The sequence below is a fragment of the Microbacterium sp. sgz311019 genome, assembly GCF_056135325.1.
On record NZ_JBWAXO010000008.1, the window covers coordinates 1 to 25,241 of the forward strand.

Annotated in this window: 22 protein-coding genes; 12 read left to right on the plus strand and 10 right to left on the minus strand. The window is 66.3% G+C overall.

Annotated elements, in window-relative coordinates:
- Nucleotides 1-130: 130 nt before the first annotated feature.
- Nucleotides 131-1,087, plus strand: coding sequence for an aldehyde dehydrogenase family protein (locus AC0NZN_RS13605; protein ID WP_474592848.1), 957 nt, complete (start codon nt 131-133; stop codon nt 1,085-1,087).
- A gap of 155 nt (nt 1,088-1,242) precedes the next feature.
- On the opposite strand, the gene AC0NZN_RS13610 is transcribed toward AC0NZN_RS13605, so the two are convergent.
- Both AC0NZN_RS13610 and AC0NZN_RS13615 read right to left on the minus strand, forming a co-directional pair.
- Nucleotides 1,243-1,680, minus strand: coding sequence for a carboxymuconolactone decarboxylase family protein (locus AC0NZN_RS13610; RefSeq protein WP_474592849.1), 438 nt, complete (start codon nt 1,678-1,680; stop codon nt 1,243-1,245).
- 11 nt (nt 1,681-1,691) lie between these two features.
- A complete protein-coding gene (locus AC0NZN_RS13615; RefSeq protein WP_474592850.1) occupies nt 1,692-2,105 on the minus strand; it encodes a cupin domain-containing protein in 414 nt (137 codons plus the stop codon).
- A gap of 265 nt (nt 2,106-2,370) precedes the next feature.
- On the opposite strand from AC0NZN_RS13615, the gene AC0NZN_RS13620 reads away from it, so the two are divergent.
- Nucleotides 2,371-2,784 carry a GNAT family N-acetyltransferase gene (locus AC0NZN_RS13620; RefSeq protein ID WP_474592851.1) on the plus strand — a complete coding sequence of 138 codons (414 nt, stop codon included), beginning with the start codon at nt 2,371-2,373 and terminating at the stop codon, nt 2,782-2,784.
- Nucleotides 2,785-2,788: 4 nt separating this feature from the next.
- On the opposite strand, the gene AC0NZN_RS13625 is transcribed toward AC0NZN_RS13620, so the two are convergent.
- The gene (locus AC0NZN_RS13625; protein ID WP_474592852.1) at nt 2,789-3,382 is read right to left on the minus strand and encodes a TMEM175 family protein; all 594 of its coding nucleotides are present in this window, start codon (nt 3,380-3,382) and stop codon (nt 2,789-2,791) included.
- 5 nt (nt 3,383-3,387) lie between these two features.
- Nucleotides 3,388-5,118, minus strand: a complete 1,731-nt coding sequence (locus AC0NZN_RS13630; RefSeq protein WP_474592853.1) for an FAD-binding protein — start codon at nt 5,116-5,118, stop codon at nt 3,388-3,390.
- Nucleotides 5,119-5,450: 332 nt separating this feature from the next.
- On the opposite strand from AC0NZN_RS13630, the gene qcrB reads away from it, so the two are divergent.
- The 6 genes from qcrB to AC0NZN_RS13660 all read left to right on the plus strand — a co-directional run bounded on the left by qcrB (nt 5,451) and on the right by AC0NZN_RS13660 (nt 12,957).
- Nucleotides 5,451-7,142, plus strand: coding sequence for a cytochrome bc1 complex cytochrome b subunit (qcrB, locus tag AC0NZN_RS13635; RefSeq protein WP_474593009.1), 1,692 nt, complete (start codon nt 5,451-5,453; stop codon nt 7,140-7,142).
- Between the two features lie 73 nt (nt 7,143-7,215).
- The gene (locus AC0NZN_RS13640) at nt 7,216-8,871 is read left to right on the plus strand and encodes a ferritin-like domain-containing protein (RefSeq protein WP_474592854.1); all 1,656 of its coding nucleotides are present in this window, start codon (nt 7,216-7,218) and stop codon (nt 8,869-8,871) included.
- Nucleotides 8,872-9,254: 383 nt separating this feature from the next.
- Entirely contained in the window at nt 9,255-9,551 is a 297-nt protein-coding gene (locus AC0NZN_RS13645; protein ID WP_474592855.1) for an NUDIX hydrolase, read from the plus strand.
- Between the two features lie 15 nt (nt 9,552-9,566).
- Nucleotides 9,567-10,079, plus strand: coding sequence for a 2'-5' RNA ligase family protein (locus AC0NZN_RS13650; protein ID WP_474592856.1), 513 nt, complete (start codon nt 9,567-9,569; stop codon nt 10,077-10,079).
- Nucleotides 10,080-10,204: 125 nt separating this feature from the next.
- Nucleotides 10,205-11,203, plus strand: coding sequence for a hypothetical protein (locus tag AC0NZN_RS13655; RefSeq protein WP_474592857.1), 999 nt, complete (start codon nt 10,205-10,207; stop codon nt 11,201-11,203).
- Nucleotides 11,204-11,379: 176 nt separating this feature from the next.
- A complete protein-coding gene (locus tag AC0NZN_RS13660; RefSeq protein ID WP_474592858.1) occupies nt 11,380-12,957 on the plus strand; it encodes an RNA-directed DNA polymerase in 1,578 nt (525 codons plus the stop codon).
- Between the two features lie 120 nt (nt 12,958-13,077).
- On the opposite strand, the gene AC0NZN_RS13665 is transcribed toward AC0NZN_RS13660, so the two are convergent.
- The 3 genes from AC0NZN_RS13665 to AC0NZN_RS13675 all read right to left on the minus strand — a co-directional run bounded on the left by AC0NZN_RS13665 (nt 13,078) and on the right by AC0NZN_RS13675 (nt 17,198).
- Nucleotides 13,078-13,545 carry a hypothetical protein gene (locus AC0NZN_RS13665; protein WP_474592859.1) on the minus strand — a complete coding sequence of 156 codons (468 nt, stop codon included), beginning with the start codon at nt 13,543-13,545 and terminating at the stop codon, nt 13,078-13,080.
- A 5-nt stretch (nt 13,546-13,550) separates the two neighbouring features.
- Complete coding sequence (locus tag AC0NZN_RS13670) at nt 13,551-14,459, minus strand: TIR domain-containing protein (protein WP_474592860.1); 909 nt, start codon at nt 14,457-14,459, stop codon at nt 13,551-13,553.
- A gap of 411 nt (nt 14,460-14,870) precedes the next feature.
- Nucleotides 14,871-17,198, minus strand: a complete 2,328-nt coding sequence (locus AC0NZN_RS13675; RefSeq protein WP_474592861.1) for a discoidin domain-containing protein — start codon at nt 17,196-17,198, stop codon at nt 14,871-14,873.
- A 242-nt stretch (nt 17,199-17,440) separates the two neighbouring features.
- Here AC0NZN_RS13675 and AC0NZN_RS13680 point away from each other — a divergent pair, with 242 nt between their 5' ends.
- A complete protein-coding gene (locus AC0NZN_RS13680; protein ID WP_474592862.1) occupies nt 17,441-19,516 on the plus strand; it encodes a heavy metal translocating P-type ATPase in 2,076 nt (691 codons plus the stop codon).
- Between the two features lie 70 nt (nt 19,517-19,586).
- On the plus strand, nt 19,587-19,997 hold the full coding sequence (locus AC0NZN_RS13685; RefSeq protein ID WP_474592863.1) for a DUF1622 domain-containing protein: 411 nt from the start codon (nt 19,587-19,589) through the stop codon (nt 19,995-19,997).
- 57 nt (nt 19,998-20,054) lie between these two features.
- Here AC0NZN_RS13685 and AC0NZN_RS13690 read toward each other — a convergent pair whose 3' ends face one another.
- Nucleotides 20,055-20,654 carry an NADPH-dependent FMN reductase gene (locus tag AC0NZN_RS13690; RefSeq protein WP_474592864.1) on the minus strand — a complete coding sequence of 200 codons (600 nt, stop codon included), beginning with the start codon at nt 20,652-20,654 and terminating at the stop codon, nt 20,055-20,057.
- A 102-nt stretch (nt 20,655-20,756) separates the two neighbouring features.
- Between AC0NZN_RS13690 and AC0NZN_RS13695 the strand changes: the two genes are divergently transcribed.
- On the plus strand, nt 20,757-21,320 hold the full coding sequence (locus AC0NZN_RS13695; RefSeq protein WP_474592865.1) for a MarR family winged helix-turn-helix transcriptional regulator: 564 nt from the start codon (nt 20,757-20,759) through the stop codon (nt 21,318-21,320).
- On the opposite strand, the gene xylB is transcribed toward AC0NZN_RS13695, so the two are convergent.
- Together xylB and xylA are read right to left on the minus strand one after the other, a co-directional pair.
- A complete protein-coding gene (xylB, locus tag AC0NZN_RS13700; RefSeq protein WP_474592866.1) occupies nt 21,284-22,669 on the minus strand; it encodes a xylulokinase in 1,386 nt (461 codons plus the stop codon). The genes AC0NZN_RS13695 and xylB overlap by 37 nt on opposite strands.
- 101 nt (nt 22,670-22,770) lie before the next feature.
- Complete coding sequence (xylA, locus tag AC0NZN_RS13705; RefSeq protein WP_474592867.1) at nt 22,771-23,967, minus strand: xylose isomerase; 1,197 nt, start codon at nt 23,965-23,967, stop codon at nt 22,771-22,773.
- Between the two features lie 86 nt (nt 23,968-24,053).
- Between xylA and AC0NZN_RS13710 the strand changes: the two genes are divergently transcribed.
- The gene (locus tag AC0NZN_RS13710) at nt 24,054-25,235 is read left to right on the plus strand and encodes an ROK family transcriptional regulator (RefSeq protein WP_474592868.1); all 1,182 of its coding nucleotides are present in this window, start codon (nt 24,054-24,056) and stop codon (nt 25,233-25,235) included.
- Nucleotides 25,236-25,241: the final 6 nt, after the last annotated feature.

Consider the following 25,241-nt stretch of genomic DNA (forward strand, 5'->3'; position numbering starts at 1 on the left):
TCATCGTGATGATGCCTTTCGAGTGGGATGTGAGAGTTTCCTCGAAGGATCACACGGTGACCGCGCTCACATCGCAAGCGACGAGCTCGGCCACCGCGGGCTACACCACGTTAAGGGGCACTACTGTGTGATGACCAAGATCGCGCCCGCGCTGCTCGCTGGGAACACGCTTGTTCTGAAGCCCGCAGAGGGCGCGCCGCTGACGATGCGTTTTCTCGCCGAGGCCGCCGCCGCCGCAGGCATTCCGGCAGGAGTGCTCAACATCGTGTACGGCTCCGGGCCGAGAGTCGGAGAGGCTCTCGTCGCGCACCCTGGCGTCGACATGATCTCCTTCACCGGTTCCACTCGAGCGGGAAAGCGGATCTCCAAGGTCGCCGCTGACACGGTCAAACGCGTCGGGCTTGAGCTTGGCGGCAAGTCGGCGAACATCATTCTCGACGGTGCAGACGTCGACCTCGCCGTGCAGCGGACGCTGATGAATGCATGGGCGAACGCCGGTCAAGCCTGCGGCGCGTGGACTCGGCTGCTCGTGCCCGCCTCTGGCCAGGCGGCGATCGTGGAGAAGCTGCGAGAGGCAGCAGCTGAGTACGCGATCGGTGACCCAGGTGACGAGCTCACGCGCATGGGACCGCTCGCCTCCGAACAGCAGTGGCAGCGCGTCAACGCCTACATCGAACGAGGGATCGCGGACGGCGCGACACTCGTCTCCGGAGGTCCAGGACGCGTGCCAGGGTTCGAAGGCGGTGCGTACATTCGGCCCACGATCTTCGCAGACGTCGATCCGAATTCGGCTATCGCGCAGGAAGAGATCTTCGGGCCCGTGCTCTCCGTCATCCCATACATCGATGAGGATGACGCGGTGTCCATCGCGAATGGGACGATGTATGGTCTCACGGCTGCCGTGTTCGGTGATCCTGAGGCTGCGTTGCGTATTGCGCGCCGGCTCGAGGCAGGGCAGGTCTACCTGAACGGGGCGGACTTCAACCCTCTCGCGCCGTTCGGCGGGTACAAGCAGTCCGGCAATGGCCGCGAAATGGGCCGTGTAGGCGTCGAGGAGTTCACGGAAGTGAAGGCAATTCTGCTCTGATCGATCGCCCTCGAGTACGTCCGCCCGAGCGAGCCGGGGCTCTCCCGACGCTTGCTCTCGCACGCGCGAGTGGCCGCCTGATGGGTCTCCCAGCAGGCGGCCACACGACAGCAGTCTCCGGGCCCACCGTCCTGGATGGAGGCGTGCCTGAGACTCTATGGTGCGACGGGGTACTGGCTCTGCACGGCGATGCGATTCCAGACGCCCATCGAGATGGCGAGCCAGCTGATCGCCGAGATCTGCTCGGGGGTCAGCGAACCGTCGTCCCATCCTGTGCCCGCGGGGACGGACAGGCGGGTGACCTCTTCGGCCAAAGCGAGTGCGGCGCGTTCCTGAGGAGAGAAGTATTGCGACTCCCACCACGCAGCGACGACGGCGAGGCGATCCGTGGTCTCACCCTTCGCCAGCGCATCGCGCGTATGCAGCCGAAGACAATACGCACAGCCGTTCAGCTGGGAGACGCGGACCCGAATGAGTTCGATGAGCTTCTCGTCGACGTCCGCCTCCCGAAGGGATGTCGCGATTGTCTTGTCGAGTTCCATCATGTGCTGGAACGCCGCCGCATTCGTCTTGGTGAGGTTCACGGTTGCCATCGCGGACTCTCTTAGGCGGTGGCCGAATAACGCCGGTCGCGACGCTGTTCGAGCTCATCGGCGCTGACCACGGTCAACACTGGGCTGCCGACGGGAGCGAACATCGTCACGACCAGCTGCGACTGGTGATCTGCGAGGTTGTTGGCGCCCAGGTAGTGGATCACGTCACCGCCGGGTTCGAACAGGGTGTCGCCCTGCTTCAGGATCCGCGGTGCTTCTCCCTCGAGTTCGAAGAGGATCTCACCCTGTGTGACGTAACCGAAGACGGGGCCGGGGTGGCGGTGCGGAGGTGCTCCCGGATCGCCTGGGGCGAGCGTGACGCGCACCGTCCGCGCCTCGGCGCCGGCAGGGATCACCGCAGCGGCGTTCGGGCGGGTCGCGATCACTTCGACGCCGGGCGGGAGCTGGCGTTCTTCGTCAGTCATGGTTCCTCCAAACGGACCTTGTCATCAGTCACGACCGGACGGCGGGGCGGTTCGTGACACGTGCCGCTCCGGTTTGGTTTCCGGAACGGATGGGTCACGGTACGGCTGTGGCGAACACGGCGCCGAGCTTCGCCGTTTTCGCGAGCCAGAACATCTGTCGATCCCGCCTTCGCTTGCCTCGACGGACCGCGCCGTCAGCCATCCCTGTCACATCCTGGTGTCGCGCTCGGTCTGTAGTGACATGACGGTACGAGAGCACGTCCCCATGAACACCCAGGAGCAGCCGGAAAGCACCGAGGCGGCTAACGCGGCACTCATCGCCGAGGTGATGTCGATCATCGATGAGATCGACATCCCGTCATCGGAGACAGATGTCGAAATCGCGGTGCACCATCTCGCGAACGAGCAACGGTTCGTCGCCGTGCTTGGCGAGTGGGAGGCCGATGGCATCCACGACCGCGAAATCGGGGCCATCCTCTACCGGGCCGAAGGTCAGCATCAGGTTGACGTCTACTCCACGTTCGTGCGCCCAGAGTTTCGCGGCCGAGGCATCACCGCGGACTTCCTGGCAGACGTGCTTGATCAGCTCCGCGCTACGGGAAGGCAGGTGACCGAGTCCTGTCCCGTCGCCGCTGCCTTCGTCGCAGCCCACGCCGAGTACGACTCTCCGACCGGCTAGGAGCTCAATCCACGTGTTGCGGGTTGTCTGCCAGGTATCGCTCGATGCGACGGTCAGGCACCAGCCACCAGACCGCGGTGCCGATGAACGGGATCAGGCCCAACCAGGGTGAGACGAAGGCGAGCCCGATTCCGATCGCGAACAACACCAGCGAGAGCCGTCCCTTCCAGTCGGAACCGATCGCCTCGCGCAGCCGTTCGCCACCTGGCTGGCGGTTGATCGCCGCCTGCAAGAGCACATACGCCAACGAGCCCGCGAGAAGGTTCAGCCCGTACACGATGGTCGGTACCTGGCCGACCTCGGTTCGGGTCAACCAGGCCGTGGTGAACGGGAACAGGGAGAGCCAGAACAGCAGGTGCAGGTTCGCCCAGAGCACGGATGCGTTGACCTGAGGGCGGAGCCGGAACAGGTGGTGGTGGTTGCTCCAGTAGATCCCGATGAACACGAAGCTCAGCAGGTAGTTGATCAGCCCCAGCCCTGCCGTGTGGATCAGGTCGCCCCAGGCCTCGCGGTCGGGCACGGCGAGACCCAGGACCATCACGGTGATGATGATCGCCAGCACAGCGTCGCTGAAGGCCTCAAGACGTGAAGAACTCATGGGTGTTACTCGACGAGCTTGCCGTCGGTGGAGACGTTCTTCATCAGCCGGGAGATCTCCTCGGGGATCGCCGGGATCGGCTCTCGTTCCACCTTGCCGGGGCCCGACCAGACCATGTTCACCTGCAGCGCAGGATCCAGGTCCGGGTAATCGGAGCGGTTGTGGCACCCGCGGGACTCACGACGCTCCAGGGCGGCGTCGATGGTTGCCCGAGCGGCGAGCAGCGAGGATTTGAGGTCGAACGCGTGCGCGAGGTCCTGGAAGCCAGCCAGATCCGGGTGCACGCCGAGCTGCCCCATCCGGTGGTTCACCTCGTCCAGTTCGGTGATCCCCGCCACCAGCCCCTGCTCGTCGCGGACAACACCGGCGCGCGCTGTCATCGTGTCCCGCAACGCTCGTTGTAGCGCACGCACGTTCTCGGCGCCATCGGCGGCGAGAAGACGGTCGACCTCATCACGTGCATCATTGACGGCCGCCGCCGAGCGCGCTTTCAGCTGAAGGGATGCGGAATACTCCGCTGCGGCCCGGCCGACGATGCGCCCGTAGACGAGGAGCTCGATCAGCGAGTTCCCTCCGAGCCGGTTCGCGCCGTGCAGGCCGCTGGAGGCTTCACCGATCGCATACAGGCCGTCGACGTCGGTGCCATGATCGCCGGGGCGCACCCACACACCGCCCATCGAGTAGTGCGCCGTGGGCGCGACTTCCATCGGCTGCTTCGTGATGTCCAGCATCTGCAGCTCAAGCATCAGGTGATAGACGCGGGGCAGGCGGGTCATGATCGTTTCGCGGGGCAGATCGGACACATCCAGCCAGACGCCGCCATGTTCCGTGCCACGTCCTTCATGAATCTCCGTGTACGCCGCGAGAGCGACACGGTCACGGGTAGAGAGCTCCATCCGAGCCGGATCGTACTTCGACATGAACCGCTCGCCCCGGGCGTTACGGAGGATTCCGCCTTCTCCTCGCGCAGCTTCTGACACGAGCGTTCCCGCGGCATCCTCCGGCTCGACGATGCCTGACGGGTGGAACTGGACCAGCTCGGGGTCGCGAATCCGTGCGCCGGCCTCGTAGGCGAGCCGGAACGAGTCACCCGTGTTCTCGTCGCGGCGCGAGGACGTGCGACGCCAGATGCGCGTGTGCCCGCCGGAGGCGAGGATGACGGCATCCGCGTCGATCACATAGCGTGAGCCGTCGACGAGATCGAACCCGTAGGCGCCGAAGATCGTGTTCTCGTTTACGAGGAGGCGGGTGATGTAGACGGTGTCGATGATCGGGATCTGCAACTCTTCCGCCCGCCGCACGAGCGCCCTCTGGATCTCCAGCCCGGTGTAGTCACCGGCGAACGCGGTCCGACGGTAGGTGTGAGCGCCGAAGAAGCGTTGGGAGATCCGCCCATCGTTCTCGAGCGCGAACTTCATGCCGTAGCTCACGAGGTCCCCGATTCCTTCAGCGGCTCCTTCGGCGACGGTCTGCACGGTGCGCGGGTCGGCGAGGAGGTAGCTCTCCTGGATCGTGTCCGCCGCGTGCTGCTGCCAGCTGTCCTCTTTGTCCATGGTCGCGAGGGCGGCGTTGATGCCACCGGCGGCCAGCACGGTGTGTGGATCCGACTTCGGCCGCTTACCCACCACGATCACATCCACCGACTGCGAAGCCAGCTCGATCGCCGCACGGAGCCCGGCACCGCCGGAGCCGATGACGAGAACGTGTGTGGACAGCCGATGCTCTGTCGTGGACATGGAGACGCTCCTTCGTTCGGTCGTTGCTGACTAGTAAGACCGGGTGAATCCCCAAGACGTGACAGCCGCTGTTCTCGTAGCAACGAGACCAGCGGCCTGATCAAGGCTCTCGGGTGGCGTCCCGCCGCGAAGGAGTAACAAGATGAGCGAAATCAACCCGGAAACTGGCGATCCTTGATCCACACATGAGTTTGGCGGACGGCAAGCGCGAGCCGGATCCGAATCATGGGGTCCTGTCTGGGTGCAAGGGCCGCGGCAGGATCCGTATTGCTGTCACATCTGTGCGTGCTGACCGGTCATCACTGAACACAGCCCCGTTCACGAGGAGCACCATGGTGCATCAGGACCAGGCGCTCGCACCCGCGAGCTCTGCCGACGACCGGACACAGGTCGCATCCGAGCGGAAGCCCGACGCCACCCACCCGCTCGGTGGGCGCTTCGTCGGTTGGGCCTCCAACTATCTGGACGAACGCACCAGCATTTCCGGATTGGTCAAAGAGCTTGGTCGCAAGATCTTCCCCGACCATTGGTCGTTCATGCTCGGCGAGATCGCCCTGTGGGCATTCGTCGTCATCCTCCTGTCCGGCACCTTCCTCACCTTCTTCTTCCAAGCCTCGATGACGCCCACGCACTACGCGGGCGCCTATATCCCCATGCGCGGCGTCGAGATGTCAGCAGCGTTCGAATCGACGATGCGGCTGTCGTTCGACATCCGTGGTGGCCTCCTGGTCCGCCAGATCCACCACTGGGCAGCGCTTGTATTCGTCGCCGGCAACGTCGTCCACCTGCTGCGCGTCTTCTTCTCCGGCACCTTCCGCAAGCCCCGCGATCTGAACTGGGTGATCGGCTTCATCCTGTTCATCCTCGCCCTCGCCGAAGGATTCACCGGATACTCGCTCCCCGACGATCTCCTCTCCGGCAACGGTCTGCGCATCGTCGACGGCCTGGTCAAAGGGCTGCCGCTGATCGGCACTTGGACTTCGTTCCTCCTCTTCGGCGGGGAGTTCCCCGGCAACCAGATCGTCGGCCGCCTGTACACCCTGCACATTCTGCTGCTGCCGCTGATCCTCATTGCCTTGCTGGTCATCCACCTGCTGCTGCTCGTGATCAGCAAGCACTCCCAGGTCATGGCAGCGGGACGTAAAGACAGCAACGTCGTCGGTTACCCTTTACTGCCGGTCTACACGGCGAAGATGGGCGGCTATTTGTTCATCGTGTTCGGCGTCATCGTGCTGATCGCCTCGCTGTTCACGATCAACTCGATCTGGCTCTACGGCCCGTACGATCCCTCGCCGGTCTCGGCCGGAACGCAACCCGACTGGTACATCGGTTTCGCCGACGGGATGTTGAGGCTCATGCCGCCTGGCCTCGAGTTCGTGTGGCTCGATCACACCTGGTCGCTCAACATCATCATTCCCGTCGTCATCCTCGTCGTCTTCCTCGCCCTGGTGTTGTTCTACCCGTTCATCGAGGCCTGGATCACCGGCGACGAGCGCGAGCACCACATCGCCGAACGTCCCCGCAACAACCCCACCCGCACGGCGATCGGTGCCGCCGGGGTGGTGTTCTACGCCGTCATGTGGGCTGCCGCCTCATCCGATCTCATCGCCACACACTTCGCCGTCAGTATGGAAGGCGTCATCCACACGCTCCAGGTTCTGCTGATCCTCGGCCCGGTCATCGCCTACTTTCTCACCAAGCGCATCTGCCTCGCGCTGCAGAAGAAGGATCGTGAGATCGCGCTGCATGGATACGAGACGGGCCGGATCGTGCGCCTGCCCGGTGGCGAGTACATCGAGGTGCATCAGCCCGTGGGGGAGTACGAGCGGTGGACGTTGATGGATTACGACAGATACGAGCCGCTCACAATACGGCCCGATGAGAAGGGGCGTATCTCGTTCGCGCAGCGGACGCGCGCCGCCATGTCGCGATGGTTCTTCGAAGACCGCATCACGCCGATCACGCGGGCGGAGCTTGAGAGAGCTACCTCTCACGATCACAAGGCGATCGACCACAAGGAGTGAGAGTGCAACGGTGCGTCAAGTACGCCCGCCCTTTCTTCATCTTCAGACCACAACAGTCCCAACCGAAGGAGTGATGAGTGCGGTGAACAACGGACTCAATAGACACGACCCGAGCGACAACGATGCAGGTACCGGACGGCTCGCGGAGCTCCTGCACTTGCGCGGTGGGAAGGCCGCGGCCGAGGCGCCGTTCGTGATCGAGCACCGCGAGGCGCTCATATACATGCTCTGCCAGGCCGCGGAACTCGAGCACGGCATCATGTGCCAGTACATGTTCGCGGCGTACTCGCTGAAACAGGCAGCAGAGGAGGGGCTGCGCCCGGACGTGGTGGAGAAGGTGGCACACTGGCGGCGCACGATTATCCACGTTGCGACCGAGGAGATGTTGCACCTCGCACTGGTCCAAAATCTGCTCGCAGCGATCGGCGCGGCGCCGCATCTGAGCCGGCCTAACCTTCCCGCCCCAGCGCATCATTTCCCCGCTGGCGTGAACCTTCTGCTGGAACCATTCGGCGAGGCCGCGCTCGAGCACTTCATCTTCCTGGAACGCCCCGAGGGAATGCCGTTCGCCGGCGCCGAGGGTATCGACGGGTTGCCGGGTGACGAGCCGATGCCGACCGTCGACGCGGATGACATCGTTCCGCAGGCACAGGACTTCGCAACGATCAGCCACCTCTACCGGTCAATCGAGGACGGTTTCGCGCGCCTCGTCGACAAGTACGGCGAGGAGCGTCTGTTCGTCGGGCCACCGCGTGCGCAGGCCACGGCCGCGTCATTCGGTCTTCCAGAGCTCGTTGCCGTCACGAATCTCGCCAGCGCGCAGGAGGCAATCGACACGATCCTGGAGCAGGGCGAGGGAGCCAGAGGCGCCTGGGAGACCTCCCACTTCGGGCAGTTCGTCGCGATCCTCGCCGAATATCGCGCGATGCGTTCAGAGGACCCTGAATTCGATCCAGTGCGGCCTGTGACGTTCGCCACGGTGCGGCGCAACGAGTTCGATGCATCAGTCCCGCGCATCACAGATCCGCTCACCGCGCGGTGCACCGACCTGTTCAACGTGGGTTACGAGATCCTCGTGCAAGTGCTGGAGCGGTATTTCGCACACACCGATGAGACCGATGACGAGCTCGCGACATTGGTGCGCACGACGCACCAACTCATGGGCAGCGTGCTCGCTCCACTCGGGGGGCTCCTCACGACACTCCCCGTCGGCGAGGCGTTCCCCGGCCGGAGTGCCGCTCCCAGCTTCGAGGTCTTCTACCAAGACGACGACCTGCTTCCGCACCGCAACTCGGCATGGATTCTCATCGAAGAACGACTGCGGGACGTGGCCGCTCTTATCGATCACATCGAAGTCGGCGCGCGCGCGCAGGTCGGAGAGGTCCTCCGCACTGTGCAGCATCGCTTGACCGCGATAGCCGACGGCTTCGCAAAGCACATCGCCGAGCAGGCTGAGGCGAAGCAGGCCGAGCCGGTTGACGACCTTGAGATTCCTGACGAGAGAAAGACCCCAATGGTGTTCGAGAGTACGATCAAGCCCCTGTTCAGGCAGAAGGACCGAGACTCGATGCGGTTCGCGTTCGACCTCTGGTCCTACGACGATGTATCGAGACACGCAGACGCGATCCTTCAGCGCGTCGAAGACGGTAGCATGCCGTGCGACGGCTCCTGGAGCGATGAACAGCAGCAGACTTTCCGTAGCTGGATCGACAAGGGGATGCCCGCGTGATGGGGCTCCGTTCTCCACTCATGTCCTGATCATCGGCTCCGGAGGTGTCGGGCTCAGCGCGGCCAAACGAACTCGTACATCGCAATCGACGCATCCGTGCAAACGCTTGGGAGTCGGCGGCTTCTCGAGCTTTCGGTGGTTCCCAGTCGTTCGAGCTCGTGGAGCGACGAAGAGTCGGGAGCACAAGCGTGATTACTCGCAGGTCACGTGAGAATGTTTGCTACCACCGCTGACCAACTGCGGTGAGAAACCCCAGGTCAGCATTCTTTCGACGTGCCAACTGTCGTGAGATCCGACAGAGTTCATGGTGTTCGTGGGGGTAGGCGAACACGTCGACGTCCTCACATGGCGGAGCGACGGGCATCCATAGACTGCTCCGGGAGGTGAGGGAGGAGACCGGAGCGCGGATTCGCACGACGGGGATCGTGGGGGTCTACGGCGGCGAGCCGATGATGGTCGACTACCCCAACGGTGACCGAGTCGGCTACATCACGACCGCGTACGAGTGTGAGCTCCTGAGCGATGCCGAGCCAGACATGGAGGAACTCCTGGAGATCGGCTGGTTCGAGAGATCGCAGATCGGGTCTTTGCCCAGGCCGACGTGGATCGACAGGGTGATCGCCGACGCTCCGAAGCGGGAAGACAGCGTGCAGTGGCGTCCCTCTGCTGCTGCCCGCTAAGCCATGGGGAGCGAAATGGCACCTGCGCCGCGGTACGTGATCGCGGCGATGTTCAGCGGGATGGACGTTGGGGCGGAGTTCGATCGCAGGCACTGGCCGGCGCATGTGACACTCGTGGCGAACTTCACCACCGAAGCTACTGTCGCACAGCTCGCATCGGCGATGCGTCGCGTTCTCGCGTCAGAAGGACCGATGCAAATCGAGCCTGCTGGGACCGCGATGTTCGGTCCCAACCGAGACATCCCGGTCATGTTGGTGCGGTCGGAGACAGCCACAACGCTGCACGACGAGCTGGTAACGGAACTCGCCGCTGTCGGTGACGTCGTCGCTGACGAGCCCGCGTACTGGCGCGCGGGCTATCGACCTCATGTGAGCTTCGCGCCTTCCATAGCGGCAGACGTGACCCGGCTTCGAGAGTCGCGGGACGTCGTCCTCGCGCGCTTGGACGGAGGCCGCGCGACGATCGAAGCCAGCGTGAGTCTCCCCGTCGACGAAGGGCCAGCGGCTGGTGTCGACGCCGGCGCCTAGACGAGCCGCGGACTTCACCGAGACGCACTAGGCCCGACTGACAAAGTGCGTGGAATCGAACAGTTCCGCGGTTGTCCGTGGCCACGAGATCCCCCAACACACACCCGGAGGAGGGGTGATGTCGTATGCCGCTGAACGATGAGCAGCTCGAAGCGCTCCTGAAGAGCGTCGACCCTGCCACCACTCCGGTCAATGCCCAACCTCGCCCGACGGAGTGGGCCCGACTCCACCGCATCATGGATGAACCATCTGCGCCCGCCCGCACGGTGCTGCTCAGCCGACCGACCCGTATCGCTTTGCGCGCTGCCTGGGCTGTTCCCGCGCTTGCCGCCGTAATCGCGGTCGGGTTGACGTTCGGGCCGATGACGGCGACGCCCGCGTACGCGAACACACCGCCGCCGCTCGTCACGCAGCCGATCACGCTCTCGGTCGACGAAGCGATCGCCCAAGCGATCACGCGTCTGAAAGCCGAGCCCGCGACCGCAGCAACACATGACGGGCAGGTCGTGCGATGGGTGCTCCGCGACGACGGCAAGGACGACCCGGTCATCGTTCCCGAATGGCAAAAGTGGGTGTGGGACGCCGACGGCACTGGGCACCTCGAAGCCGCCACAGGGGCGCCCTACTCGGTGACTGCGCAAGGAAAGATCGTCGCTCCCGTCGGGACGGCGCCGACACCTGGCACTCCAGTCAGGTCCACCCAACCATCAGTCGTCGTCAGCTTCCGCGCGGTCCCGCCCTCAGACGTCGACGGGCTGCGGGCATACCTCGAGCAATACGCGGGACTCAGCGATCCCACCGACGGCCTGGCCGTCTGGGGCGCGATCAGCGCACTCCGCGATGAGTGGATACTCAGCCCCGCTCAGCAGGCAGCCGCCCTTCAGCTGCTCCGCGACACCGGCCGGGTGACGGTCGCCGGAACCGTCACCGACCGCTTCGGACGCGACGGCATCGCCATCAGAATCTCGTCTACGCACCGCCCCCAATTCACAGCGACCGCCGTCCTCCTCGGCGCACAGACCGGTGAGATCATCGCAGCCGACATCACCTACCTCGGTGGCTCCAACCAGCGGCTCGACGTCACCCGGATTGGCATCGAATACAAGGCCTGGCTATCTCGCTAGGGCGCGACCTCTATTCGGTTGCGGCGCTCGGAGCTGGCTGCGCAGACACCCGCGAGCTGATCGAGCGGGCGTAGCGCTTGCACGCATGCTGCACGCAGAGGCCGCGCCCCTACAGCATCGGGGTCGCCAATCTCGTCGGGGCCGGCGTCGGGTCGTTCCGTCGATACGATCACGAGATGACCGCAACTGACCTATCTGGGGAACAGGTCCGCAGGGCGCTTCTGGATCAGAACTACATACCGCGGGCATCGCGGCGCGGCGACGACCTCCCTCCGAGCTTTGACACCCTGGGAATGAATTCAGTCTCGCCTGCAATCGTCGACCGATATGTGAACGACCATCGGCACGTCAAGAACGCGCGACTTGGGAGAGATCCGGGCTACTCGGTGGCTGAAGGACGCGTCGCGCACTACAGGCTCAACCCCAGGCGAATCGAGCTACCGCACCCCGTGGCGTATTCGAACCTCGTCGAGACGCTGGCGCGCCACTGGGAGTCCGAACTCGCGGCGAGGCTCGAGTCGTCAGTGTCACAGTTTGCGGTTCGTCAGCACACCGATGGGCGAATTGCCTCAATGCAGCACGTCAGGAGGCCTCTCCGTCCTGGTGTCGGAAGCCGCTTTCGCGTGCGAGCTGACATCGCTACGTTTTATGACTCCATATACACTCACGCGTTGCCCTGGGCGATGCTCGGCAAGTCGGTGGCCAAGTCGCAGCGGGGGAATGACCTCGCGGCCAACGATATCGATAGCGCATTGCGCTATGCGAGACGTGGAGAGACAACGGGCGTCTCCATCGGGCCCGGCACTTCGCTCGTGATTGCGGAGCTAATACTCGGCCGGGTTGACGACGACCTGCAGGCTTTTCGCTACGAACGGTTCCTCGACGACTACATCGGATACGCCGCAACGGAGGCTGACGCCGAGGAGTTCGTGAGAACGCTCGACGCGGCGCTGCGAACCTACGGATTGAAGCTCAATGCGCGCAAGACAGTCGTAGAGCCCCTCCCTCAGCCTGATGAGCCTTCATGGATTCGTGAGCTTCGTCGAGCGACGCGCGACCGGCCCAGCGAGTTGCTCGACCGCGCAGTCGAGCTCTCGCAAGCCGATCCCACCGCCAGCGCAATTCGATGGGTGCTCTCCCGTCTGACGCGCATGGCTCCTGAATACTCCGATCCTGAGGCGAGGCTGATTGTCGCGCGTCTCGCGGAACTATCGTTCACCCACCCCTACACCACGTCTGCTCTTGTCGAGGTGCTTACGGCCCGGCAGGAGCGCCTCGGGGAGGTAGAGCTCGACGTGCTTCTGCAGAGGCACGCGAACAACGTTCAGTCGAGCGCTGTGTGTTGGCTGCTCCACTTGGCGTGGTCCTGCAACCAGCCGATTGCTGGCGAGAGCTGGGACGCGGTTGTCGCCTCGGGTGACGCCCTCGGTGCATCGCTCCTACTCCAGTCGCGGTCACCTCATCACTCTCAGCGACGTCAGCAACTCCTTAACTCTCTCGGCAGCATGAACGACGACTATGCCCGTGACGAGATGTGGCCGGCCCGTTACATCGCGTACCTAGATGGGCGTGAGGAGTTTACAGACCCTGGGTTCGATGAGCTCCGGTCTGGAGGAGTTCAGCTGTTGCGGGATCCTCGGCGGTCAAGGTCCGAGGACGAGGACTTGGAGTCCGAGACCCTTGATCACGTCGAGTCAGAAGACGTAGAAGACGAGGATCTGCCTGGTCTCTACGAGCTGGGCTTGAGTGGGTAACGCTGTAACCTTTGGCGTGGGTCTGTCGGATTAACGTTGGACCTGGCCTGGCGCATGGTCAGTTGATTCGGCCTTCGACGGACATAGCACGCTCGCGCGTTGCGGTAGGCAACAGCCGAACTAGACCGCGAATGCAGTCCCACAAATGAGGCAGTAGATCCGCTCGGTGGAGTCGTCGGGCACTTTCACCGGTTCGTTGGGGTGACAGGGAGGCTCGACGATCACCATGTCGTCCAGTTCGATCAGTGGATCTGGCGTCTCGATGTCCAGGCTGAACGATGGGTTGGGCTCAAAGGTGAAGCCCTTCATGCCCTTAACCATGTTGGCCATCGCATCCTGGACAGCCTGATCGATAGCGCTCCCGGCGCTGCCGTAGCCGTACTCGAGCTGAGCGGGCGTCCACCACGAGTCGAGGCCGGAGGGCTGACCGCACAACGGGCAGAAGTACTGCGTTGCCGCTTCTGCGTCCGGATCGCCTTCGTCGTGGCTGAACCACTTGAACTCGCGCTCACAGGTCGGACATTCACGTCGAAGGAAGCCGTCACTGTCGAGGGGAAGAGTTACGGGAATCTGGATCTCGTCATCCATAGTCGTTATCCGTTCAGGTCGAGAAACACTTTCTGGCTGTATTCGTCGCCGCCATCTGTTCGAGCCGTAATCGTGACGTCGAAGGCATCGTCTTTGCCGCCGTTGCCCATGAAACGGCGGTAGCTCATCACGTCGATCGTGACCGAGCGTCCACCACCGGGGATCTTTGGGATCACTGGATTTCCGTTGGTCCGCATGTCGAGGCCGGCGTTATCCGGGACCGCGATCGCGACGTCGTACGCCGTTTCTACGCCGCGGTTGATCACCTGGAGTTTGTCGATGCGGTTGCCGCCCTTGTCGTAGTACTTGAGGTCGAAGTCGATCGCCTTGCGCGCCGGAGCGGAACTCGGCAGGCGCCGGCCAAGTGCAAGGCCGTCGCCGGGCGGGGGCGGCGCCGAGAAGTCGCCGGTCGTGTGCCAGTCGGTCCCGGTCAGATCGACGTCGCAGCCGGCGGTCTTCAGCCTGCTCGCGAGCGCCTGACGGCTGGCCGTGGAGTTGCTGAGTCTGACGGCATGGCGACCCGCGACATCGCTGAACGGTCGCACCTCGCCGACTTCGACCAGCACCGTGCGCTTCGCGTCGCGACCGAGCGCCATGCCCGCCTCGAAAAGCACGTTAGGCCGAGCTTGCGCGGCAGGCTGCGTTTCGATGTCGCTCTCGCTGTTCCCGTAGCGTGGCTGCAGGTAGGCGATCTCGTCCGGCGTCATGAGCACGACGATGGCAGCGGCGTGCGCGAACGCAGCGTCGAGAACCTGCCCGATATATGGCGATCCTTCGCCGGTCAGCTCAACGGCGGTTGTCCACTCCATTGGGGACAGGTTGATGCTGCGGAGGAAATCGAACATCGCCTTGCGGAGCGCTTCATTGCGTCCGTGCACGACGAAGACCAATCGCCTGTCACTCGGGCTGTTCAAACGACGCTTCTCCTTGCTACCGCGGGCAGAGGGGCCTCCGGATGACACCCATTGCCAAGGCTACGAGTCGCTTCCGACATTGAAACTCTTCGACGTGCCGTCGATCGCGGCGTAGTGCCCCGCGGCGCGAGGCGCATCGAGCGCGAGATCCCAACGCTCAGGCTCTGGCTGCACACGCATCCGGGTCGGCTTCGGCCACTGGCGCGCCTACTTGCGAACGACTTCGTTCACCGACAGGCAGGTCGATATCTATCGATGACAAGTTCTTTGGCGCAAACCCTAGTTGGCGCGCGTCAGCCGCCCGCAGAATCACGCGGGAGTCTGATGGCGTCATGCGCAAATATCCGTGTCATCGAACAGCGGCAGATGCTCGCTCCCGCCCGTCCCCCGCGTGCCGCCAGTTTCGCGCGGCTACTGGTTGAGGACCTTCAACGTCCAGAACGAGAGGTTCCAGGCGGTGGAGTTGTACCCCTGGGTCATCACGAGCTTGACGTACCGGGCGGTGGTGACGGCGAACCGGTCTTCGGTGATCCCGCCGCTGGTGAGTCCGCTCCGGTTGGCGACGGTGGTGTAGTTGACGCCGTCCGTTGAGACCTGGATGCTGTAGGCCTTCGCGTATGCGGCGTCCCAGTCGACACCGACGTAGTCGAAGGGTTGCGCGGATCCCAGGTCGACCTGGAACCACTCGGTCCCGGTGGTGCCGGCGGTCGAGAACCGGGTCAGGGGGTTGCCGTCAACGGCTTTGACTGCCTCGTATCCGGCACCGTAGACGCTGCTGGCGGTTACCGTCTTCCCTGCTGCGAGGTCGTTCTCGACGGCCGGTGTCGGCTGGTTGAGGACTTTGAGCGTCCAGAACGAGAAGTTCCGGCTGCCGGGGCGGTATCCGTCGGTCATGACGATCTTCACGTACCGGGCGGTGGTGGTGGTGAACTTGTCCTGGGTGACGCCGGCTTGGATGATCCCGGTGCGGTCGGCGACCTTGCTGTAGGTGGTGCCGTCGGTGGAGACGAAGATCTGGTAGGCCTTCGCGTAGGCGGCGTCCCAATCGACCTCGGCGGTGTTGATCGACTGCGCCGATCCCAGGTCGACCTGGTACCACTCGTCTCCCGTTGACGGTGCGCTCGAGTAGCGGGTGGTCAGGTCGTTGTCGACGGCTTGGGACGGTTCGAATCCGGTGCCGTAGGTGCTGCCCGAGGTCGCGGTCTTGCCGTAGGCGAGGTCGTTCTCCGCGTAGGCCTGGAACTCGGTGAGGCCGACGTTGTAGCCGGCGCCGGCGGTGACCTGGAACTTCACCGAGGTGACCGTTCGCGGGCTGAAGCTGTAGGCCGCGCCCGTGCCGCCGGTGGGGATGCCGGTCACGTTCACCGTGGAGCCGTCGCTGAAGGTGAGGGTTCCGGCGTTGGCGTTGTCCGCGCCCAGCCGGTCGAACAGGACCACCTTGTCCAGCGTCTGCGGGGTGGACCAGTTGAGCTGGATCCACGGGTTCAGGCCGAGCGACCCGTTCGAGGCCCATTCGCCGGTGCCGAATCGGCCCAGCACACCGTCGGTCGCGTTGGTCGCCGGGTAGGCCGAGCTGAACGTCGAGGACGCGGTGACGGTTGCCTGCGGCGCCACGTTGGTGCCGTCCGAGGGAACCGCCTGCATCGCCTGCACCCCGGAGATCGCGCCCGGGTTCCACAGCTCACCGGCCGGGGTCGGGGTGTTCCACTGCTGCGACATCAGGTTGTCGAAGCCCCGCCGGCTCGCCCAGGCCGAGTTCGCGTTCATCTGCAGCCACGGGAGGTACGACGTCAGCTCGTGGTTGTAGATGTAGCTCGACGCATACCGAACGAAGTCCTGCTTGAACTCGCTCGCAGCAGAATTGTTCACATCCATCTCGTCGTTGATGATGCCGCTGGCCTGCGTCATGTGGTTCTTGACGTAGTCCAGCGCCTTCGTCGCGGCCGTCAGATACGCGGTGTTCCCGGTGTACTGGTAGGCCCCGTCGCACGCGGCGATGAACACGCCGTAGTTGTAGGTCCAGTCCTGGGCGAGGTCGACGGCGCCGGTGTTGACGTTCTGGTCGTTGGAGACGAACCCGGTCGTCGCGTTGAACAGGTGGGCGATCATCCAGTCGACGAGTCCCAGCGACTTGTCCGCGTAGGTCGTGTCGTTCTTCAGCTGCGCCAGCCGGAATCCCGCAGTCGCCATACCGCCATTGGTGTTCGCAGACTTGATGGGCTGGTTCTTCTCCCAGTGCAGGCCGCCACCGAGGAGGGTGTCGTAGCCGTCGTTGTAGACGTAGTTCCACTCATCGGCGGCCTGGTTGGTGAACTTCGCGTCGCCCGTGGTCTGCGCCGCACGCGTGTAGGGCAGCACCATCCAGGTGATGTCGTCGTACTGCAGCGTCAGTCTTCCGCTGCCGGGATGGTTGCCGTCCACCTGCGTGTTCTGCCAGGTCGTGCCGTAGTAGCCCTGGACCAGGGTGTAGATGTCGTCGATCTTCGCGCGGGAGGCTGCGGTGCCCGTCCGCACGTACTGGTCGATGTAGTTGTCGAAGTCGGGGCCCGCGGTCCAGTCCGTGCCGTTCTGCCGGAAGCTGGTCTCGTAGAACTTGGTGGTCCCCAAGAAGTGCGATGTGAAGGCGGACATCGCCGCGTCCGTGTCGTCGGGCGTGACCGCCGCCGCCGGTGTCGCCGTCAGAAGGGTGCCGCCGAGAACGGCAGCCACCCCCAGCGTCACCACTGGTAGTGCTTTCATGAGTGCTCCCTCGCTATCTCAGAAGGCTGAGATCCACCGGGCGGCGAGGGGTGCCGCCCGGGCCCCGATCGTATTGACGTGGCGGCCCGCGCAGATCCTTATCGAAATTCCCCGTTCGCGCTTTTCGAAACCGTTGCGGCCCACCCTGCTGTTGTGCCCGGCCAGTTGCCGACCCTCGACAGGAATACCCCAGGGGGGTATTGGTTAACATCTGCAGGAGATGTCGAGGGAACGCGAAAGGCATGGAGATGACAGACCACAGCCACACCACTCACGCCGACGTGGGCATGCCGCGCCCTGATCACTCGGGGCATGCCGCCGGCACGACGAGACACGCCGGCCACGGCGATCATGTGGCCCGGTTCCGTCGCCTCTTCTGGATCGACCTGGTCCTCGCCGTCCCCGTGGTCGCGAGCTCGACCATGTTCGCGATGATCATCGGGTACGAGGTGCCGACGTGGGCGATCTGGATCGCACCCGTCCTCGGCACGGTCATGTACGTCTTCGGCGGCCGGCCGTTCCTCGTCGGCGCCATCGCAGAGCTGAGGGCGCGCACGCCGGGAATGATGCTGCTCGTCGGCCTCGCCATCACGGTGGCCTTCCTCGCGTCCTGGGGCGCGACCCTCGGGCTGCTCGACCACGAACTCGAGTTCTGGTGGGAGCTGGCCCTCCTCATCGTGATCATGCTGCTGGGGCATTGGCTCGAGATGCGCGCCCTCGTCCAGACCACGTCAGCGCTCGACTCGCTGGCGGCTCTGCTCCCCGACGAGGCGGAACGGGTGACGCCCGATGGCACGGAGACGGTGAGCCCTGCCGACCTCCGCGTCGGCGACACCGTGGTGGTGCGCCCGGGCGGGAGCGTGCCGGCTGACGGCAGGATCGTCGACGGCCGTGCGGCCATGGACGAGTCCATGGTCACCGGCGAGTCGCGCACCATCGATCGCGCCGTCGGCGACGCCGTCACCGCGGGAACCGTCGCCACCGACTCGGGGCTCCGGGTCGAGGTGACCGCGGTGGGGGACGACACCGCGCTCGCCGGCATCCGTCGCCTCGTCGCCGAGGCGCAGAACTCGACGTCGCGGGCGCAGCTGCTCGCCGATCGCGCGGCCGGGTGGCTGTTCTGGTTCGCACTCGGAGCCGCCGTGCTCACCGCCGTCATCTGGTCCGCGATCGGCCTTCCCGACGAGGCCGTCGTGCGCACGATCACCGTCCTCGTCATCGCCTGCCCGCACGCGCTGGGCCTCGCCATCCCGCTCGTCGTCGCGATCGCGACCGAGCGCGCCGCCCGCGGCGGGGTTCTTGTCAAGGACCGCCGCGCTCTCGAGAGCATGCGCACGGTCGACACCGTCCTGTTCGACAAGACGGGCACGCTCACCAAGGGGGAGCCGACCGTGGTCGCCGTCGCGGCGGAGCCGGGCGTGTCGGAGGACGACCTGCTCGCCCTCGCCGCCGCTGCCGAGTCCGACAGTGAGCACCCGCTCGCGATGGCCATCGTCCGCGCGGCCCGCCAGCGCGGGCTCCGCATTCCGGATGCCGCCGAGTTCACGTCGTCGCCGGCCGTCGGCGTCCGCGCGATGGTCGACGGGCGCGAGGTGCGCGTCGGCGGCCCGCGACTGCTCGAGGAGCGCGGCGCGGCCGAGGTGCCCGCGGCGGCGGCCTGGCGGTCGGACGGGGCGATCATCCTGCACGTGCTCCGCGACGGCGTCGTCCTGGGCGGACTCGCGCTGGCCGACGAGGTGCGGGCCGAGTCTCGCGAGGCGGTCGACGCGCTCCATGCGCTCGGCATCCACGTGGTCATGATCACGGGCGATGCGGAGGCGGTCGCGCACGCCGTGGGCGTCGAGCTCGGCATCGACCGCGTCTTCGCCGGAGTGCGACCCGAGGACAAGTCCGCGAAGGTCGTCGAACTGCAGCAAGAGGGTCGCCGGGTGGCGATGGTCGGCGACGGCGTCAACGACGCTCCGGCCCTCGCCCAGGCGGATGTCGGCATCGCGATCGGCGCCGGCACGGACGTCGCGATCGCCTCGGCCGGCGTCATCCTCGCCAGCTCCGACCCGCGCTCGGTGCTGTCGGTGATCGAGCTGTCGCGCGCCTCGTATCGCAAGATGACGCAGAACCTCTGGTGGGCCGCCGGATACAACCTCATCTCGGTGCCCCTCGCGGCGGGAGTGCTGGCGCCGATCGGGTTCGTGCTTCCGATGTCCGTCGGCGCACTGCTGATGTCGCTGTCGACGATCGTCGTCGCGCTCAACGCTCAGCTGCTGCGCCGGCTCGACCTGCGTCCCGAGCGGAGCGCCCAGGCGATCCTCGGGCGCTAGCATCCAGGACCTGCACAGCGTTCCCCGTGCCCTGTGGTCACGGGGAACGCTGTCGCCCTACGATCGGCGTGTGAGCATCGAGCACCTCTTCGATTCCCTGGCGATCGTGTTCGAGGTCGCGGGCGCCGCCGTGCTGGTGGTCGGGTTCCTCGTCGCGGTCGTGCTCAGCATCCGTTCGCTCATCCGTCGCGACGGGGCGGCGAGCACCTTCCGGACCGTCCGGTCGACGCTCGGCGGCGCGATCCTGCTCGCGCTCGAGGTTCTCGTGGCGGCGGATTTGATCCGCACGCTGCGCGAGCCGACGCTCGAGGAGGCCCTTATCCTCGGCATCATCGTGCTGATCCGGACGATCCTCTCGATCTCGATCCAGATCGAGATCGACGGCACCCTCCCGTGGCGGCGTGCGCTGCTGACGAGCGGCGGTCAGGTGATGGCGACAGGGATCAAGGATGCGGTCCGCCCGAGCGCGCGCGAGAGCTGACGTCGAGACACGACGAAGCCCCGGCCGAGACGACCGGGGCTTCGCGACGAGGTGGGGTCAGGCCGCGGCCTGCTCCTCGGCCGCGAGCTCGCGGACCGCGCGCAGCGCGCCACCCCACGAGACGACCTGATCGACGAGGGTGTCGAGCTCGCCGGCCTTGTTGTCGGCCGGGGTGAAGGCGACCTCCGCCGTGCCGAAGCCGGCGAAGTCCGTGAACAGCGAGAACATGACCTGCTGGCGCACATCGGCGACCTGAAGCTCTCCGAAGATCTGGCGAAGGTGCTCGGCCGAGCGGGCGCCGCCCATCGAGCCGTAGCTGACGATGCCGGCGGACTTGTTGGCCCACTCGAACTTCACGTAGTCGAGGGCGTTCTTGATGGCGGCGGGCAGCGAGTGGTTGTACTCGCCGACGACGAAGATGTAGCCGTCGAACTCGTTCACCTTGTGCGCCCACTTGTTCGCCTCGGCGCCGGCGTAGTTGCCCGCGCCCATCGGGAAGGACTCCTCGAGGAGCGGCAGCTTGTAGTCGTGCAGGTCGACGATCTCGAAGGTCACGCCGGGTGCCGACGCGTTCGCCTTCACCCAGTCGCCGACGAGGTGTCCGATGCGGCCGGGGCGGGTGCTGCCGACGATGATGCCGATGGTGAGGTCAGTCACGGGAAGTCCAATCTCTGCGGAGAGGCGCGTCCGTTGGTGACGCGTCAACATATGCTAACGCATAAATTGACGCGTCATGCAATTCGTGAGAGGATCGAATCCATGGATGAATGTCCGGCCGTGAGCGAGAGCGAATGGTCCGTCTGGCGCGCATTCACGACGATGCACCGGATGCTCGAGGCCTCGGTCGAGGCCCGGCTCAACGGCGCATCCGTCTCCGGCCCCGATTTCGAGGTGCTGTCGGCCCTTCTCGAGGCCGAGGATCAGGCGCTGCGCGCCGGCGAACTGGCGGCATCCATCGGCTGGGAGAAGAGCCGGCTCTCGCATCAGCTCCGCCGGATGGAATCGCGCGGGCTCATCGCACGGCGCGAGTGCAGCGCCGACATGCGCGGCACGTGGGTGGAGCTGACCGAGACCGGGCGCGCGACCGTCGCGGCCGCACTGCCCGAGCGTCTCACGGTCATGCGCGAGATCTTCTTCGACGTGCTCGACGAGCGCGAGCAGCGCGCGCTGGGCGACATCTCGGCGAAGGTCGTGGATGCGGCGACCGCGCAGTGCTCAACCGCGTGCGCCGATGCGGACGGGAGTCCCGAGGGCGAGGCCGCCGAGGCGACCCCGCCCCGGGGCGATCAGGCCGAAGCGGCCTTCTCCGCCGCGGCGCGGTAGGCCGCGAGGATCGCGGGCCGCGAGTCGACGGCCGGGGAGGCTTCGACCTCGACCTCCCACGCGGGGCGCGAGCCGGTCAGCGCCCACGCAGCCTGACGTGCGGCGCCCATGGCGACGTACTCTCCGGGCAGGGGCACGGTCACCGGAATGTCGAACACCTGCGCCGCGATCCGCGCGACTGCGGCATTGCGCGCTGCGCCGCCGATGAGCCGGATGCGTCGCGCCCCGACGCCGAGATCGCGGATCGCCTCGAGGCCCAGCGCGAGGGAGCACAGCATCCCCTCGATCGCCGCCCGGGCGAGGTGCGGCCGGGTCGTCGTCGCGAGCGACAGCCCGGAGACGGATGCGCGGGCGTCGGGGAGGTTCGGCGTCCGCTCGCCCTCGAACCAGGGCACGAGTACGACGCCGTCCGAGCCGGGGGGAGCTTCGAGCGCGAGGTCGCCGAGCTCGTCGTGCGTGACGCCGAGCAGAGCGGCGATCGCGTCGAGGACGCGGGCCGCGTTGAGCGTCGCGATGAGGGGCAGGTAGCCGCCCGCGGCATCCGCGAAGCCGGCGACCGTCCCCGTCGGGTCGGAGACGGGCGCGTCGGTCACGGCGAACACCGTGCCGGACGTGCCGAGCGAGACGACGACATCGCCGGGTGCCGCGTCGAGGCCGAGCGCCGCAGCGGCGTTGTCGCCCGCGCCCGCGCCGACGATCAGCTCGCCGGCTCGCACAGTCTCGGCCGGACCGAGCACCCGCGGCACGATGACGTCGTGCCCGAGCGCCCGTACGAGCAGGTCGCGGTCGTACTCCTCGCCGCCCCAATACGCCGTGCCCGAGGCATCCGACCGGTCGGTCACGAGCTCGGACAGATCCGGCTGTGACGGGCCGAACCCGCGCAGGCGCCAGGTCAGCCAGTCGTGGGGGAGTGCGACGGCGGCCACGCGCGCGGCGTTCTCGGGTTCCGCGTCGCGCAGCCACCGCAGCTTCGTCGCCGTGAACGAGGCGACGGGAACGACACCCGTCCGCTCCGCGTACTGCGTCGCGCCGACCTCGCGCACGAGGTCGGCCGCCGCATCCGCCGATCGGGTGTCGTTCCAGAGCAGGGCGGGACGGATGACGTCCCCCTGCGCGTCGAGCGCGACCATGCCGTGCTGCTGGCCGGCGATCGAGATGGCGACGACGTCGTCGAGTCCGCCCGCATCCGCGATCGCCGCCTGCAGGGCGACCCACCAGGCCTCGGGATCGACCTCCGTACCCTCGGGATGCGTCGCACGCCCGATGCGCACCGTCGCACCGGTGGCGACGTCGACGATCACGACCTTGCAGGACTGCGTCGACGAGTCGACGCCGGCGACGAGGGTCATCGCGCTTCCTCTCTCATGTGCTGGTTCAATCGCTGACCTGCCCTAGATGCACGCGACACGCCGGGCGTGCCGTACCTCTAGGGCAAGTCAAGGGGATGGGGTCAGGAGCGAGCGCCCATGAGGTGCTCGCTCGCGAGCTGCTGCAGGCGCACGAACCCGAAGCCCTTGCCGCCGAAGTACTGGCTCGGGTCGAAGTCTTCGAACGCCGAGCGGTCGGCCAGCAGGTCGTCGTACGACTCGCCCGCGCCGAGCGTCGTCGTGCGCAGCTGGTCGACGCGGGCGGCGGCGAGCGCCTCCTGCACCTCGGGGTCGGCGCGGAAGGCCTGGGCGCGCTCCTTCAGCAGCAGGTACATGCGCATGTTCGCGGCGGCGGAGTCCCACACGCCCGTCTCGTCCTCGGTGCGCGACGGCTTGTAGTCGAAGTGGCGGGGACCGGTGTAGGCCTGGCCGCCGTCCGGGCCGCCGTTCTCGAGCAGGTCGACGAGGGCGAACGCGTTGTGCAGGTCGCCGTGGCCGAACACGAGGTCCTGGTCGTACTTGATGCCGCGCTGGCCGTTGAGGTCGATGTGGAAGAGCTTGTCGTGGTACAGCGCCTGGGCGATGCCGGCGGCGAAGTTGAGGCCGGCCATCTGCTCGTGCCCGACCTCGGGGTTGAGGCCGACGAGCTCGGGGCGCTCGAGCGAGTTGATGAACGCGAGCGCGTGGCCGACGGTCGGCAGCAGGATGTCGCCGCGGGGCTCGTTCGGCTTCGGCTCGATCGCGAAGCGGATGTCGTAGCCCTTGTCGGTCACGTACTGCCCGAGGAGGTTGACGGCCTCGCGGTAGCGCTCGAGCGCGGCGCGGATGTCCTTGGCGGCGTCGTACTCGGCACCCTCGCGGCCGCCCCACATGACGAACGTCTTGGCGCCGAGCTCGGCGGCGAGGTCGAGGTTGCGCAGCACCTTGCGCAGCGCGTACCGGCGCACCTGGCGGTCGTTCGAGGTGAAGCCGCCGTCCTTGAAGACCGGCGGGGAGAAGAGGTTGGTGGTCACCATCGGCACGATGAGGCCGGTGTCGGCGAGCGCGCCCTTGAGGCGGTCGATCTGCGTCTGGCGCTCGGCATCCGTCGACCCGAACGCGAAGAGGTCGTCATCGTGGAAGGTGAGTCCGTACGCGCCGAGCTCGGAGAGCTTCTCGACCACGTGGACGACATCGAGTGCGGGGCGCGTCGGGCCGCCGAAGGGGTCGGCGCCGTTGTAGCCGATGGTCCAGAGGCCGAAGGAGAACTTGTCGTCGCGCGTGGGCGTGAGGGTGGGCATGGCCGTCCTGTTCGTCGTCGAAGAGTATTTGTTGAAGCATACAACATATATGCTGGAGTCGTACACCGGCTGGGTACAGTGAGGGGATGACGGTGGCGATGGATGCGGCGCTGGGCGCGCGCGAGGCGAACCTCGGCAGGGTGCTGCAGATCGTGCACCTCGATGGGCCGCAGTCGCGTGCCGCCCTCACCGAGCGCACCGGCCTGAACCGCTCGACCACGGCGAGCCTCGTCGCGGAGCTGATCGACCTCGGCCTCGTGGACGAGAGCGCGCCCGAGCCCACGAAGCGCGTCGGTCGCCCGTCGCCCGTGGCCTCCGTTAATCCCACGGTCGTCGCGATCGCGGCGAACACGGAAGTGGATGCCGTGACCCTCGGAGCGGTCCGGCTCGACCAGACGGTCGCCGTCCGCGAGCGCATCGCCGTGGACGGACCGCTCAGCCCCGAGGCCACGGCCGACCTCATCGGCGAGCGGGTGCGCGACTGGGCCTCCGACGAGCTCATGGGGCACCGGATCGTCGGCGTCGGCATCGCCGTGCCCGGGCTCGTCCGGGCGGCGGACGGTCTCGTGCGCCAGGCGCCGCACCTCGGCTGGCGGGACGCGCCGCTGCGCGACCTCGTCGCCCGGGCAACCGGGCTGCCCGCGCACGTCGACAACGACGCGAGCCTCGGCACCGTCGCCGAGCACCTGTACGGCGCCGCCCGCGGCGTCGACGACGTCGTGTACCTCGACAGCGCCAGCGGCATCGGCGGCGGACTGATCGTGCACGGGATGCCGGTCTCGGGCGCTGCGGGATACTCGGGCGAGTTCGGCCAGAACCGCCCGGGCATCGGCGCGCAGGACGACCGGCGTGCTCCCGGCGGCGTCCTCGAGGACGAGGTCAACCGCGACCGGGTGCTGGCGATGCTGGGCATCTCCGGGCTCGACGAGCCCGCCCTGGCCGCTGCCATCGCGGCCTGCGACGATCCGGCCGTGGCGGCAGAACTGGCGCGGCAGTCCCGCATCCTCGCCACAGCGCTCGGAAACGCCGTCAACGTGCTGAACCCCTCGGTCGTCGTGCTCGGCGGATTCCTCTCGACGCTCGCGACCGAGGCACCGGGCGACCTGCTCGAGCAGGTGCGCGCCCAATGCATGCCTGCCAACGGCGAGGACCTCGAGATCCGGCCCGCGATGCTCGGCGTCGACCGGCTGCTCGTCGGCGCGGCCGAGATCGCCTACCGCGATCTGCTGCGGGTGCCCCTGCAGACGGCGGCGAGATGGATGTCGTGACCCGGC